The following is a 13,782-nucleotide window of genomic DNA, read 5'->3' on the forward strand; positions in this document are numbered from 1 at the left end:
GTACCCCGCCGTCGGTTTCTGGCTGGAAATCGCAGGTGTGAACGCCTCGATACGCTGCACGGACCCTTGAAAGCGTACCCCTGAGTCCGGAAACAGTCTGCCAGAGCGTGCATGCCGATCGTTGATGATGGAATTATTACGCCGCAATAAGCGGACAAAGGGGGTGAATCAGCACGATATCAGGGGTCTGGATTCCGTACCCTCCGGTTTCTTATTGACATGCCTACGGGGGTCTTTTCTAATCATCGGGAGTCATCCCGCGCGCAGACACCGCAGAGGCACTGAGGGGGCAAGGTGGACGTCCGGATCTTGGGGGGGCTTTCGGTGCGCGAGCACGGGGTGTCCATCACCCCCACGGCCGCCGCGCCCCGTCAGCTCCTCGCCCTGCTCACGGCCAGCGCCGACCAGGTCGTCCCCGTGACGGTCCTCACCGAGGAGCTGTGGCCGTCCGGTCCGCCGCGCGGTGCCCGCGCCGAACTCCAGGGTCACATAGCCGAGTTGCGCTCCCTCATCGCGGGAGCGCTGCGCGGCGCCGCCCCGGCCGAGCCCCGGCCGGGCTGGGCCGACCGGCGTACCGCCGAGGCCGTCCTCGTCTCCCAGCCCGGCGGCTACCGGCTCGACACCGGCGGCGGCGCCCACGACGTCTGGCAGTTCCAGCGCGCGGCCGGTGCCGGATACCGGGCCATGGAGGCGGGCGACCTGCCGCGCGCCGCGCTCCGTCTCGGCGAGGCACTCGCCCTCTGGCGCGGCGAGCCCTACGCGGGCGTCGCCGCCGGACCCCGGCTCCGCCGGGAGATCGAGCGCTTGGAGACCTCCCGGCTCAGCGTCCTCGACCAGTGGATGGAAGCCCAGTTGGGACTCGGCGGACATGCCGAAGTCGTTCCCGAACTCTCCGGCCTCACCGCCCGCTACCGCACCAACGAGCCGCTCCACGCCCACTTCATGGTCGCCCTGCTGCGCTGCGGACAGCACGAGGAGGCCCTCGCCGCCTTCGAGCGGCTGAGCGCCGCCCTCCTCGCGGAGAGCGGAATGGAGCCCTCGGCGCGGCTGCACCGCCTCCGGCGCTCGGTCCTCGCCGTCCGTGACACCGCGGGCCGACCCGTGTACGTGCCCCGCGTGCCCACCCAGTTCAACCCCACTCAGTTCAGCCCCGGCCGGGGCCGGCTCGTCCCGGTCGGCTCCTCCGTGGGCTGACGAAGGGAACCGGAGGACGCCCGCCTACAGTTACCGGTGGGGAATGAAGTGCGGCAGCTCACCGTTGACCGACTCCCGAAGCCGAATTATTTTCGGCGAGCACTACGGGTTTCCTCCGAGGTGCCCGATTTCGCTCGACAACGGGGGTAGGACCCATGAGGCTGCACGGCGCGGACGGAGCCGGTGGTGCCGACGCGCTGCTCACGGTCCTCGAACTGCTCGCGGCCCAGGCACCGCCCGCCCGCTACGAGTCCCTGCTGGCCGAGGCCCGGTTCGGCGGGATCGACGCGGTGGGACTCGACCGGCTCGAACGGGCCGTCGCCCTCGCGGGCATGGCCCGCACCGGCCACGCCCGCGACCCCCGCTACGAGGCCGGGCTCATCGCCCTCACCGACACCGCCCGCGATCTGACGTCCTCGTACGACCTCGACGGTCTGCTGCGGGTCGTCACCCGCAGGGCCCGGCTGCTCCTCGGCCTCGACCTCACGTACGTGACCCTGCGCGACGCGCACGGAGCCTGCTACGTGCACACCACCGAGGGCGCCCGCCCCGTCCCCGTCGGCGGGGACAGCGGCCCCCGGCTCGCCCCCGGCCTCCGGTTCGCCGAGGGGTACGGACTCGGCGGCGTCCTCCAGCTGCACGGCGAGCCCGTCTGGACCGCCGACCACTTCGTCGACGCACGGTTCGCGCCGCCCTTCACGTCCGGCGCGGGACCGCACGGCCCGGTCTACGACGAGGCGGCCGAGGCCGCCCTGCGCGCCGAGGGCCTGCACGCGGTCATGGCCGCCCCGCTCCGCAGCGGCGACACCGTGATCGGCGCCCTGTACGGCGCCGACCGGCGCGTCCGGCACCACACGCCCGAGGAGGTCGGGCTGCTCGCCGCGCTCGCCGACCTCGCCGCCCTCGCCGTGGAGAAGGCCGGACTCCTCGACCGCACCCGCGTCGAGGTCTCCGAGCTGGAACGGGACAGCGCCCGCGTCCGCACCAGCCTCACCCGGCTGCGGCACACCAGCGAGGCCCACAGCCGCATCATGAACCTCGTCCTCGCGGGCGGCGACCTGTGCAACGTCGCCAAGGCGGCGGCCGACGCCCTCGACGCCACCGTGATGATCCGGGACCAGGGCGGCCGCTGCCTCGCCACCGCGGGCGAACTCCCGCGGCTCGACGAGGAGGCCGTCGCCAAGGCCTCCCTCGACGCGCACGCCCGCCGCCGCCCCGTCCTCGCCGCCGACGACACCTGGGTCGCCCCCGTCATCGCCGGCTCCGAGGACCTCGGCGGGCTCGTCGTCCGGGCGGCCGGCGGACTCACCGGCGAGGACGAACGGCTCCTCGAACTCGCCGCCCAGTCCGTCGCCTTCCTCCTCCTGATGCGCCGCTCCACCGCCGTCGCCGAGGGACCCGTACGCGACGAACTCCTCGACGACCTCATCGCCGACCCGCCGCACGCCCCCCAGCAGATCGCCCAGCGCGCCCGCCGCCTCGGCGTCGACCTGCGCAAGCCCCATGTCCTCGTGCTCGCCCGGCCCGAGGGCGGCGAACAGGGCCGGGCCGTCGTCTGGGCGTCCTCGTACGCGTACCGCCTCTCCGGTCTGAAGACCGTGCAGGGCGGCTGCATCGTGCTGCTGCTTCCCGGCGTCGACGCCTCCGCCGCGGCCAAGGCCGTCGCCGCCGAACTCTCCCCGCTGCTCGGGCACCCCGTCTCCGTCGCCGCCGCCGGACCCGGCTGGAGCCCGGACGGCGTCGGGCGGATGCACCAGGAGGCCGGTCGCTGCCTCGACGCGATGAGCGCGCTCGGCGGCACCGGCTCCGCCGCCTCCGTACAGGATCTGGGCTTCCTCGGGCTGCTGCTCTCCGACGACAACGACGTGGACGGCTTCGTCGAGGCGGCGATCGGCCCCGTACTGGACTACGACGCCGAGCGGTTCACCGACCTCACCCACACCCTGGAGGCGTACTTCGCCTCCGGCGGCAGCCCCACCAACGCGGCCGAGGCCCTGCACGTGCACCCCAACACGGTCTCCCGCAGGCTCGAACGGATCGGCGAACTCCTCGGCCCCGAATGGCAGAAGCCCGGCCAGGTCCTGGAAGTCCAGCTCGCCCTGCGCCTCCAGCGCACCCGCGAGGTCCTGGCCAAGAGCCGCACCGCGACCGACCCGAACCGGCAGCCCCCGCCCCCGCAGGACCGTCACGGCTGACCGGACGGAGGCGGGAACGGGGGCTGAGCGGGGCGGGAGCCCTACAGGACCGGGAGCCTTACAGGACCGGGAGCCCTACGGGGGGCGGAAAGCCACGGGGCCGGGTGCCGACGGGACCGGGCCCCCCGACGGGACCGGGCCCCCCGACGGCACCCGGCCCCCCGACGGCACCCGGCCCCGGGCGTCAGACGGCGCTGCGCCCCGAGCCGTACCCCGTGTCCCAGTCGGCGGAGGCCAGGGCCGTCGCCGCGTGCGCCGCCGACGCCAGCGTGATGTGCCGGTGCCAGCCCCGGTACGAGCGGCCCACGAAGTCCCGCAGGCCCGCGCCCTCGCCGATCTCCACGAAGTCCCGCTCCACCCGCCGCGCCAGCTTCGTCAGACGCAGCAGCGAACCCACCGGAGACCCCGTCAGATCGCTGATCCAGACCCGCGCCGGGGCCCGCCGGGGGTCGTCCCACTCGCCGAGCAGCACCAGCGGACGCATCCGCTCCCCGCCCGGCGTGGGCAGTGCCACCCGCACCGCCGTCGCGAGCGAGGTCCGCGAAGTCCGCACCCCGCCCACCGTGTCCACCCAGCTGACCGGCCTGCGCAGCCCCTTCAGGGACTCCAGGATCTGCACGGCCGAGAGCGGACCCGCGCCGAAACCGGGCAGCGCCCGGTCGGCGATCGCCAGCCGCGACCCCGGACCGATCCGCGCCACCACCGGCACCCCGGCCCCCGCGAGCCGGGTCAGGGCCGCCCGCCCCGCCCCTCCCCGGATGTCGAGCAGCACCGGCTTGCGGGTGATGTCGGTCCAGCGGGCCGCGTCGAGCGCCGCCGCCACCGCACACTCCTCAAGCGTCTCCTCGCCCGCCTCCTGGGGAACCTCCGCACGATCGCGCCGCGTGCGGTCGTTCACCCAGGGGTCCGGCAGGAACAGACGCCAGTTGACGGGGACGCTCAGCTCGTCGCTCGCGAACCACACCCCGAACGCCTGCTGACCGTGGAAGACCTGACCGCGCTCCGGGTCGAAGCGCCGGTCCACGCCCACCGAGTGCTCCCCGGCCTTCGGGATCGGCATCGGCCGCACCACCCACGCCTGCGGGCAGGCGTTCCGCTCCAGGTGCCGGGCGAGCGCCGCCCGCATGGGCTGCCAGTCCCAGGTGGAACTGGAGACGAAGTGGTGCAGGCTCTGCTCGGCGGCGGGACCGCCGATCTGCGCGGCGATGTTCCGGATCGACTTGCGGCCCTGCGCGGTCAGCAGCCCATGCAGATACTGCTCGGCTTTCAGCCGCTGATCGCGGCGCGGGAAGCCGGAGAACAGCGCGGTGCACAACTCGGTGTAGACGGCCTCTCGCGCGCCGGGTGCGCCGGCGGACCTGACGACGCCCAGGGGCGCGGCGGGGGAGGCGACCCCCGCGACGGCCCTGCGTTTGGTTGCGACGGATGTACTCACGACACTCCTGCCCTCAGGTTTGCGCAGCTCCCTCCCGCTGCCCCACCACGTTCACCCGGATGGGCGCCTCGGGACGAGGTGTACCCGGCACCCGAATCGGCCGCCTGATGGTGGCCGGACCACCTCCCCTCGCGTTTCCGCAGGTCAAAACGGTGTCGCCGAAGGGGGCCGGACACCTTTTGGACATCTCCCGGCCATCTCCGGGGTCTGCCCGGCGGCTCCGGGCGCCCCCGGACCCGGCCCGACGGGGGTGGCCGGAATCCCTCCTCGGGGGGATGTGACAGATTCACCGGCCCGCCTTTGACCGGTAGCGGTCCGTGGCCGGACCATCGCAGAGCGAGGCAGCACGGGCCGGTACCCGGTTAATGCCCCAGGCCGGGAACCGTGCCTGTGCGCCTCGCCTCGACGTCCCCGTAACCTGGGGAGTATGGATCTCCGAGGCTCGCTGCCCGCTGTCGGCGTCATCGCCGCGGGCGGTGTCCTGGGGGCGACCGCGCGCTATGCCGCCTCGCTCGTCTGGCCGACCGCCACGGATGCCTTCCCCTGGACCACCTTCACGGTCAACGCCGCCGGATGCGCCCTGCTCGGCGTCCTCATGGTGCTGCTCACGGAGACGATGACCGCCCCGCATCCGCTGCTCCGGCCCTTCCTGGGAACCGGCTTCTGCGGCGGGTTCACCACCTTCTCCACGTACGGCCTGGACACCCAACGGCTGCTCGCCCACGGGGAGAGCGGTCGCGCGGTGCTCTATCTGGGCGGCACCCTCGTCACCGCCCTCCTCGCCGTCGCGGCGGGCGTCACCGCCACCCGGACGCTCGCCGCGCGGACCGGCGGGAGGGAGGTGCGATGACCCGGCTCACCGGCGGCGCCCTGCGCCTCACCGTGCTCGTCGGCGAGAACGACACCTGCCACCACCGGCCCCTCGCCACCGAGATCGTGCACCGCGCCCACGCGGCGGGGCTCGCGGGCGCCTCCGTCTTCCGGGGGGTGGAGGGCTTCGGCGCCTCCTCGCGCATCCACACCACCCGGCTGCTCTCGCTCAGCGAGGACCTGCCGGTCGCGATCGTGATCGTGGACACCGAGGAGCGGATCCGGGCCTTTCTGCCCGTCCTCGACGAGCTGGTGACGGAGGGCCTGGTACTCCTCGACGCCTGCGAGGTCGTCCGTTACGCGGGCCGCCCGGCGGACGGCGGCGCCACGGCTCCGCGACCGGGCGACGGGGAGCCGCGGGAGTGAACTGGCTGCTCGTCGTCGTGGGCGCCGCCCTCGGCGCGCCACTGCGCTATCTGACGGACCGCGCGGTCACCGCCCGGCACGGCTCGGTGTTCCCCTGGGGCACCTTCGTGGTGAACGTCGTCGGCTCGTTCCTGCTCGGGCTGCTGAGCGGAGTGGCCTCCGCCCACGCGTACGCCCTCCTCGGCACGGGGCTCTGCGGGGCGCTGACCACGTACTCGACGTTCTCGTACGAGACGCTGAAGCTGTACGAGGGCGGGGCGAAGGGATACGCGGCGCTCAACGTGGCCGGAAGCCTGGGCGCGGGACTCCTCGCCGTCTGGCTGGGAGTCGAGGCGGCCGGGCTCCGCTGAGGGGCAGGGGACCCGCTCGCGGGGGAGACCCGCTCGTGGAGGGCCCGTCCGCCGGGGGAGACCCGCTCGTAGAGGACCCGCTCGTACGGGACGCGTAAAAACGGGTGCGGGTGGCGTCAGGGGTGCGTCAACGGCGGCGGCGGGCGGCCCGGGGAGGCGTTTCCTCGTCTTGTCCGAGAATCCTCTCTTCCTTCTTCATCGGGAGTTCACGATGGCCGACACGGCCTTCGTCGTCACCATGGTCGCGGTCTTCGCGCTGGTGGCGCTCATCGCCAAGGGGGTGGCCAAGCTGTGAGTGCCGAGAACATCGTCGGTCTGCTCGTCGCCGCCGCCCTCCTGGGCTACCTCGTCCTCGCCCTCGTCAAGCCGGAGAGGTTCTGAGCACGCGATGAGTCCCGTCCTCGCCGGCGTCCTCCAGGTCCTGGCGCTCGTGGCCGCACTGGCACTGTCCTACCGGCCGTTGGGCGACCACATGGCCCGGGTCTACACCTCCGACCGGCATCTGCGGCCGGAGCGGTGGATCTACCGGGCCATCGGCGCCGATCCCGACGTGGAGATGCGCTGGCCCGCCTACCTCCGCGGCGTCCTCGCCTTCTCCGCGGCGAGCCTCTTCTTCCTCTATCTGCTCCAGCGGCTCCAGGGCGTGCTGCCGGGCTCGCTCGGCTTCGCCTCGATCGACCCTGACCAGGCGTTCAACACGGCCGCCTCCTTCGTCGCCAACACCAACTGGCAGTCGTACGCGGGCGAACAGGCCATGGGCCACGTCGTGCAGACCGGCGGGCTGGCGGTGCAGAACTTCGTGTCGGCCGCCGTCGGCATCGCCGTGGCGATCGCCCTCGTGCGCGGCTTCGCCCGGTCCCGGACCGGCGAACTGGGCAACTTCTGGGCCGACCTGGTCCGGGGAACCCTCCGCATCCTGCTGCCCATCTCCGTGGCGGGCGCGCTGGTCCTGGTGGCCTGCGGCGTCCTCCAGAACTTCGCGGGCATCCACGAGGTCGGCCGGTTCGCGGGCGGCGTCCAGCAGTGGAACGGCGGGGCGGTGGCCTCGCAGGAGGTCATCAAGGAGCTGGGCACGAACGGCGGCGGCTACTTCAACGCCAACTCCGCCCACCCCTTCGAGAACCCCAACGGCCTCTCCAACCTCTTCGAGATCTATCTGATCCTGCTCATCCCCTTCGCGCTCACCCGCACCTTCGGCCGGATGGTCGGCTCGCCGCGCCAGGGGTACGCGATCCTCGGCACGATGGCCGTGATCTGGCTCGGCTTCACCGCCCTGATGATGTGGACCGAATTCGCGCACAGGGGACCGGCGTTCGAGCTGGCCGGCGGGGCGATGGAAGGCAAGGAGACCCGTTTCGGCATCGCCGGATCCTCGATCTTCGCGGTCGCCACCACCCTGACCTCGACCGGCGCGGTGAACTCCTTCCACTCCTCGTACACCGGCTTCGGCGGCGGCATCACCCTGCTCGGCATGCAGCTGGGCGAGATCGCGCCCGGCGGTGTCGGCTCGGGCCTCTACGGCATGCTGATCATGGCCGTGATCGCGGTCTTCCTCGCCGGTCTGATGGTCGGCAGGACCCCCGAATACCTGGGCAAGAAGATCGGCACCCGCGAGATCAAGTTCGCCGCCTGCTACCTCCTGGTCACCCCGGCGCTCGTCCTCTGCTTCACCGCGCTCGCCCTGTCCCTGCCCACCCCGCCGCACTCCATGACCAACTCCGGCGCGCACGGCTTCTCCGAGATCCTCTACGCCTACACCTCGGGCGCCAACAACAACGGCTCGGCCTTCGCGGGGCTGAACGCGGACACGCGGTGGTTCAACACCACCATCGGCCTCGCGATGCTCCTCGGCCGCTTCCTGCCGATGGTCTTCGTCCTGGCCCTCGCGGGCTCGCTCGCCGGACAGACCCCGACCCCCCGGACCACGGGCACCCTCCGCACGGAGAAACCGCTGTTCGCGGGCCTGTTGGTCGGCACGATCCTGATCATCGCCGGTCTCACCTACTTCCCGGCCCTCGCGCTGGGACCGCTCGCCGAAGGGCTCGCAGCATGAGCACGACCACTCCCACCCGGCCCCCGCGCCAGGCGGCGCCCGGCGTCCGGACCACCGGTGCCGGACGCGTCGGCGGCGGTCTGTTCGACCCCCGGCAGCTGCTCGCCTCCTTCCCCGACGCCCTGCGCAAGCTCGACCCCCGGGTGATGGTCAAGTCCCCGGTGATGTTCGTGGTGCTGGTGGGCTCGGTGCTCACCACGGGCCTCGCGGCGGCCGACCCGGGGAACTGGTTCGGCTGGGCGATCACCGGCTGGCTCTGGCTGACCACGGTCTTCGCCAACCTCGCCGAGGCGGTCGCCGAGGGCCGGGGCAAGGCGCAGGCCGACACCCTGCGCAAGGCCAGGACCGACACCGTCGCCCGCCGTCTGGTGAAGACCGGCGAGGAACGCGTCCAGGGCACCGCCCTGCGCGTCGGCGACCGGGTGGTGTGCGAGGCGGGCGACGTCATCCCCGGCGACGGCGACGTCGTCGAGGGGGTCGCCTCGGTCGACGAGTCCGCGATCACCGGCGAATCCGCCCCCGTCATACGGGAGTCGGGCGGCGACCGGTGCGCGGTGACCGGCGGCACGAAGGTCCTCTCCGACCGGATCGTCGTCCAGATCACGACGAAGCCGGGCGAGACCTTCATCGACCGCATGATCGGTCTGGTGGAGGGCGCGGCCCGGCAGAAGACACCGAACGAGATCGCCCTCAACATCCTGCTCGCCTCGCTGACCGTCGTCTTCCTCCTCGCGGTGGTGACGCTGAAGCCGTTCGCGATCTACGCGAGCGCCGACCGGCAGACCTCGATGATCGTCCTGACCGCGCTCCTGGTCTGTCTGATCCCGACCACCATCGGCGCGCTTCTCTCCGCCATCGGCATCGCGGGCATGGACCGGCTGGTCCAGCGCAATGTCCTCGCCATGTCGGGCCGTGCCGTGGAGGCGGCCGGGGACGTCTCCACCCTGCTCCTGGACAAGACGGGCACGATCACCCTGGGCAACCGGCAGGCCGCCGAGTTCGTCCCCGTACGCGGGACGACCGCCGTCGAACTGGCCGAGGCCGCCCAGCTCTCCTCCCTCGCGGACGAGACTCCCGAGGGCCGCTCCGTGGTGACCCTGGCGCGGGAGCGGTACGGCCTCCCCGAGCGCCACCGGGACGGTCTCGCGGGCGCCGACTGGATCGCGTTCACCGCCCAGACCCGGATGTCGGGCGTGGACGCCGAGGGCCGGCGGACCCGCAAGGGCGCCGCGGGGGCGGTCACCGACTGGGTGCGGGAGAACGGCGGCACGGTCCCGCAGGACGTACGGGAGAGCGCCGACGCCATCGCCCAGGCGGGCGGCACCCCGCTCCTCGTCGCCGTCGAGGACGCCCGGGGCGCCCGGGTCCTCGGCGTCGTCCATCTGAAGGACGTGGTGAAGGAGGGCATGCGGGAACGGTTCGCCGAGCTGCGCCGGATGGGCATCCGTACGGTCATGATCACCGGCGACAACCCGCTGACCGCGAAGGCCATCGCCGAGGAGGCGGGCGTCGACGACTTCCTCGCGGAGGCGACGCCCGAGGACAAGATGGCGCTGATCAAACGGGAGCAGGCGGGCGGCAAGCTCGTCGCGATGACCGGCGACGGCACCAACGACGCCCCGGCGCTCGCCCAGGCGGACGTGGGCGTGGCGATGAACACGGGCACGTCGGCGGCGAAGGAGGCCGGCAACATGGTCGACCTCGATTCCGACCCGACCAAGCTCATCGAGATCGTCGAGATCGGCAAGCAGCTCCTCATCACCCGGGGCGCCCTGACGACCTTCTCCATCGCCAACGACGTCGCCAAGTACTTCGCGATCATCCCCGCGATGTTCGCCGTCGCCTATCCGTCGCTCGGCAAGCTGAACATCATGGGGCTCTCCTCGCCCCAGACCGCGATCCTCTCGGCGGTGATCTTCAACGCCCTGGTCATCGTGGCCCTCGTCCCCCTCGCCCTCCGGGGCGTGCGCTACCGGCCGGCGGGCGCGGACGCCATGCTCCGCCGCAACCTCGGGATCTACGGCCTCGGCGGGCTGGTCGCCCCCTTCGTCGGCATCAAGATCATCGACCTGCTCCTCTCCCTCGTTCCCGGGCTGCGTTGACCAGAAAGCGTGCTGACCGATCATGAACACCTCCGTGGGAAACACCGGCCGGGTCCTCTGGGCGGGCGTACGGGCCCTGCTCGTCCTGACCCTGCTCTGCGGCCTCCTCTATCCGCTCGCCGTCACCGGCATCGCCCAACTCGCCTTCCCCGCCCAGGCGAACGGCTCCGAGATCACCGACGCGGGCGGGCGGACCGTCGGCTCCGCCCTCATCGGGCAGCGCTACGACCTGCCCCTGAAGGAAGGGCAGCAGACCCCCGCCCCCGATCTGCGCTGGTTCCAGCCCCGCCCTTCCAACGGCCTGGGCACCAACAGCGTCAACACCCGCTACTCCCTGCTCGTCTCCGGCGCCACCAACCGCTCCGGGGACAACGCGGAGCTGATCCGCTGGATCGAGGAGGCCAAGGCGGCCGTCGTCAAGGACAACTCGACGAGCGGCTTCAAGGTCAAGCCCTCGGAGGTCCCCGCAGACGCGGTCACCTCCTCCGGCTCCGGCCTCGACCCGGACATCTCCCCGGCGTACGCAAGGCTCCAGGTCCACCGGGTCGCCGAGCGGAACCGGCTGCCCGTCGCCCGGGTGGACCGGCTGGTCGCCGCTCACACCGAAGGACGCGTCCTCGGCTTCATCGGGGAACCCCGGGTCAACGTCCTGGAACTGAACACCGCGCTGAAGGGGCTGGTGGCGGGGGAGGGGTGAGCGGGGGCCGTCCTTACGCGGGGTGACCGCCTGCGCGGGGCGGGCCGGGAGGGGCGGCTTGCGCGGGGGCGGCCAGGGGAGGACGGCCTGTGTGGGGGGCGCCAGGGAAGGGCGGCTTGCGCGAGGGCGGCCAGGGGAGGACGGCCCGCGTGGGAGCTCTCCCGGAAGGGAGGCCCCTCGCTGGGGCGGCCCGGTCCTCAGCCCCCCGTCGGGCGCCCCCGCCCTCAACCCCCCGCCGGGAGCACCCGGGTCTCGGCCGTCGGGAGTCCCTTCGCCCACCAGTGGTCGTAGCGGGCGTACACCCGGGGGTCCCGGGCGGCGAGCAGGGCGCCCAGGGCCTCGGCCTCGGCCGCCAGTTCCTCCCAGGTCCCGGCGGGCAGCGGCCGGAAGGCCGAGGCCTCCACGCCGCCGTCGACCGGGCGCCAGACCCCGGCCACGTGCCCGTCGACGAGCAGGGTCGGCAGGGTGTCGCCGTTCACCCGGATCACCTGTCTGCGGTACTCCTCCGGGAGGATCCGGCCCCGGTCGGCGTAGGCGAGCAGGACGCTGTCCCACATGGCCATGAGACGGGGCGGCGCCGGGACGTCCTCGTCGGGCCGGGGCGCCCCGGGCACGTCGTACAGCTCCGTGCCGCCGGGGCCCGTCAGCCGTTCGAGACCGTCGCCGAGCAGCCGGACCGCCTCGCGCACCTTGCCCCGGGGCGCCAGGGTGAACGTGGCCATGTCGGCGACGGACGCCGGGCCGAAACCCTCCAGATAGCGGCGGATCAGCACGGCGAGCCCCGCCGCCGAGGCCTCCGGGTCACGGAGGGCCGGCCGGGTGGCGGCCGTCACGAACGACTGCGCCGTCCCGAACGACCACGGCGGGCCCGTCGGCGCGTGCCACAGCGGCGCGTACTGCCGGATCATCCGCCATACGACCGCTTCCACCGGCCCGCCCCTGGCCTCCTCAAGGGCGGCGCGCAACTCGGCCCCGCTCCGCGCCCGGTCGGCGAACTCCAGGAGGCCGGGCAGCAGGGCGTCGCCGTCCTCGGCGGTGAATCCGGCCGCCTTGAACCGGGGATCGTGCAGCCGGGATCCGCGTATCGTCGGCTCCATGGCCTCCCGGAAGACCGGGTAGTCCTCGGCGCGCACCAGATGCAGGGTGATCCGCATCAGGGTCGACCGAACCAGCTCGTACCGCTCAAGGGCCTCGTCGAGCCGCTCCGGGACGAAGCCCTCGATCCGGTTCCACAGCGCCACGTACGGCGAACCCGGCTGCTGTGCCTGGAGCGCCACCACCCGCCGCACGGCCTCGCCCACGTCGAGCGGCTCCCGGGCGAGCAGCAGCTGCCGGGCGAGCGTGGACCTGTTGAGGGCGCGTGCGGTGAGGGCCATGGGGCGATCCTCTCCCGGGAACCGCGGGCGGCGCACGGGCCGCCACGGGCCCCGCGCCCCACCAGCCCCGAACACTCCAGCGGACGCCCGTGGTTCACCGGTTCCTCGGCCTTCCGACACCCGGGCCTCACCCGGCCTCACGAGCATCGTCCGCATGACCTTCACGCCTCGGGCCGCGCGCCCGGCCGTCGCCGCGTCCGCCGTCGCCCTCGCCGCCGCCGTCGCGCTCCTCGCCCCGACCACCCCGGCGTACGCCGCGGGCAACGCCGTCCCGTCCTACGAGGTGAAGATCAACCTCACCGCGGCGGCCCTGGACGCCTCCCACAACCCCGGCGCGGCGGTCAAGTCGGCCTTCGGCATCACCGGTTCGGCCAAGACCCGCTCCTACGGCTACTACGACACCGACGCCCTGGCACTCGACGCCCAGGGCTGGAGCGTCCGCCTCCGCCACAAGGACGGCTCCAACTTCGAGGAGACGTACAAGAAGCGTTTCCCCGTCACCGGCGGCGACATCAATGCGGCCCTCACCACCGCCAACGCGGCGGGCTTCGACAGCGGCGACACCAACTACAAGGCCGAGGTCGACTGGGGCTACGCCAAGCAGACCCTCAGCTTCAGCAACGAGAAGAGCCACAGCGCCAAGAACTACTCCGGTACGACCCTGCCGACGGACGCCACCGGCCGGGACTGGCTCGTCGCCGACACCCCGGGCAAGCTCGCCGACTGGAACGGCACCGGCTGGGGCACCACCACCCTCCAGGGCTCCCGCCTTCACGGCGGAGTGACCGCGAAGGTCTACGGCGGGGCCTGGGGCGCCTCCGACGACGCCTCCATCGAGGTGCTGCCGGTGGTCGGCGCGGGCGGTACGGGCACCGAGTACGTCGTGGAGCTGTCCTTCAAGACGGCCTCGTACACCGACGCGGCCAAGCTGCACACCGACGCCATCGCCCTGGCCGAAGCCAACGGCTGGCTCTACCACGGCGACATCCTCAAGACGCAGCTCATCCTCGACCGGTACTAGGGCCTGTTTCTCGGATCTCCTGACGTGGGTTGGGTGCTGGGTCCAGGGTGGATGTATGGGCCGTGGGGATCTGACGAATGCGGAGTGGGACCGGCTGGAGTCGTTCCTTCCGCGAGGTGGCAC

Annotated in this window: 13 protein-coding genes; 11 read left to right on the forward strand and 2 right to left on the reverse strand. The window is 72.7% G+C overall.

Annotated features, from left to right (window positions below; all coding sequences use genetic code 11):
* Positions 1-294: 294 nt before the first annotated feature.
* Together BU197_RS15795 and BU197_RS15800 are read left to right on the forward strand one after the other, a co-directional pair.
* Positions 295-1,194 carry an AfsR/SARP family transcriptional regulator gene (locus BU197_RS15795; RefSeq protein ID WP_188268928.1) on the forward strand — a complete coding sequence of 300 codons (900 nt, stop codon included), beginning with the start codon at positions 295-297 and terminating at the stop codon, positions 1,192-1,194.
* Between the two features lie 155 nt (positions 1,195-1,349).
* Entirely contained in the window at positions 1,350-3,389 is a 2,040-nt protein-coding gene (locus BU197_RS15800) for a helix-turn-helix domain-containing protein (RefSeq protein WP_188268929.1), read from the forward strand.
* A 184-nt stretch (positions 3,390-3,573) separates the two neighbouring features.
* Here BU197_RS15800 and BU197_RS15805 read toward each other — a convergent pair whose 3' ends face one another.
* A complete protein-coding gene (locus tag BU197_RS15805; protein WP_188268930.1) occupies positions 3,574-4,824 on the reverse strand; it encodes a transposase in 1,251 nt (416 codons plus the stop codon).
* Between the two features lie 427 nt (positions 4,825-5,251).
* Between BU197_RS15805 and crcB (BU197_RS15810) the strand changes: the two genes are divergently transcribed.
* From crcB (BU197_RS15810) to BU197_RS15840, 8 genes are all read left to right on the forward strand, one after another.
* Positions 5,252-5,674, forward strand: a complete 423-nt coding sequence (gene crcB / locus BU197_RS15810; RefSeq protein ID WP_188268931.1) for a fluoride efflux transporter CrcB — start codon at positions 5,252-5,254, stop codon at positions 5,672-5,674.
* On the forward strand, positions 5,671-6,060 hold the full coding sequence (locus BU197_RS15815; RefSeq protein WP_188268932.1) for a DUF190 domain-containing protein: 390 nt from the start codon (positions 5,671-5,673) through the stop codon (positions 6,058-6,060). The genes crcB (BU197_RS15810) and BU197_RS15815 overlap by 4 nt, the downstream gene beginning before the upstream one ends.
* Entirely contained in the window at positions 6,057-6,410 is a 354-nt protein-coding gene (crcB, locus tag BU197_RS15820) for a fluoride efflux transporter CrcB (protein WP_188268933.1), read from the forward strand. The genes BU197_RS15815 and crcB (BU197_RS15820) overlap by 4 nt, the downstream gene beginning before the upstream one ends.
* 169 nt (positions 6,411-6,579) lie before the next feature.
* Positions 6,580-6,705, forward strand: a complete 126-nt coding sequence (locus BU197_RS31005) for a hypothetical protein (protein ID WP_262928250.1) — start codon at positions 6,580-6,582, stop codon at positions 6,703-6,705.
* Positions 6,702-6,791, forward strand: coding sequence for a K(+)-transporting ATPase subunit F (gene kdpF, locus BU197_RS15825; RefSeq protein WP_033204243.1), 90 nt, complete (start codon positions 6,702-6,704; stop codon positions 6,789-6,791). Before BU197_RS31005 ends, kdpF begins: the two co-directional genes overlap by 4 nt.
* Before the next feature lie 7 nt (positions 6,792-6,798).
* Entirely contained in the window at positions 6,799-8,463 is a 1,665-nt protein-coding gene (gene kdpA / locus BU197_RS15830) for a potassium-transporting ATPase subunit KdpA (RefSeq protein WP_188268934.1), read from the forward strand.
* Entirely contained in the window at positions 8,460-10,565 is a 2,106-nt protein-coding gene (kdpB, locus tag BU197_RS15835) for a potassium-transporting ATPase subunit KdpB (RefSeq protein ID WP_188268935.1), read from the forward strand. Before kdpA ends, kdpB begins: the two co-directional genes overlap by 4 nt.
* 22 nt (positions 10,566-10,587) lie before the next feature.
* Positions 10,588-11,262, forward strand: a complete 675-nt coding sequence (locus BU197_RS15840) for a potassium-transporting ATPase subunit C (protein ID WP_188268936.1) — start codon at positions 10,588-10,590, stop codon at positions 11,260-11,262.
* A 224-nt stretch (positions 11,263-11,486) separates the two neighbouring features.
* Here BU197_RS15840 and BU197_RS15845 read toward each other — a convergent pair whose 3' ends face one another.
* Positions 11,487-12,638 carry a winged helix DNA-binding domain-containing protein gene (locus tag BU197_RS15845; protein WP_188268937.1) on the reverse strand — a complete coding sequence of 384 codons (1,152 nt, stop codon included), beginning with the start codon at positions 12,636-12,638 and terminating at the stop codon, positions 11,487-11,489.
* Between the two features lie 154 nt (positions 12,639-12,792).
* On the opposite strand from BU197_RS15845, the gene BU197_RS15850 reads away from it, so the two are divergent.
* Positions 12,793-13,659 carry a hypothetical protein gene (locus BU197_RS15850; RefSeq protein ID WP_188268938.1) on the forward strand — a complete coding sequence of 289 codons (867 nt, stop codon included), beginning with the start codon at positions 12,793-12,795 and terminating at the stop codon, positions 13,657-13,659.
* The last annotated feature ends 123 nt before the right edge of the window (positions 13,660-13,782 follow it).

This window comes from Streptomyces sp. CBMA291, assembly GCF_014596525.1.
Lineage (GTDB): Bacteria > Actinomycetota > Actinomycetes > Streptomycetales > Streptomycetaceae > Streptomyces.

What these genes read in the sequence shown, in the direction of transcription:
- BU197_RS15800 (WP_188268929.1), top strand. Translation starts at nt 1,350, where the DNA reads ATGAGGCTGCACGGCGCGGACGGAGCCGGTGGTGCCGACGCGCTGCTC.
- crcB (WP_188268931.1), top strand. Translation starts at nt 5,252, where the DNA reads ATGGATCTCCGAGGCTCGCTGCCCGCTGTCGGCGTCATCGCCGCGGGC.
- BU197_RS15815 (WP_188268932.1), top strand. Translation starts at nt 5,671, where the DNA reads ATGACCCGGCTCACCGGCGGCGCCCTGCGCCTCACCGTGCTCGTCGGC.
- kdpA (WP_188268934.1), top strand. Translation starts at nt 6,799, where the DNA reads ATGAGTCCCGTCCTCGCCGGCGTCCTCCAGGTCCTGGCGCTCGTGGCC.
- kdpB (WP_188268935.1), top strand. Translation starts at nt 8,460, where the DNA reads ATGAGCACGACCACTCCCACCCGGCCCCCGCGCCAGGCGGCGCCCGGC.
- BU197_RS15840 (WP_188268936.1), top strand. Translation starts at nt 10,588, where the DNA reads ATGAACACCTCCGTGGGAAACACCGGCCGGGTCCTCTGGGCGGGCGTA.
- BU197_RS15845 (WP_188268937.1), bottom strand. Translation starts at nt 12,638, where the DNA reads ATGGCCCTCACCGCACGCGCCCTCAACAGGTCCACGCTCGCCCGGCAG.
- BU197_RS15850 (WP_188268938.1), top strand. Translation starts at nt 12,793, where the DNA reads ATGACCTTCACGCCTCGGGCCGCGCGCCCGGCCGTCGCCGCGTCCGCC.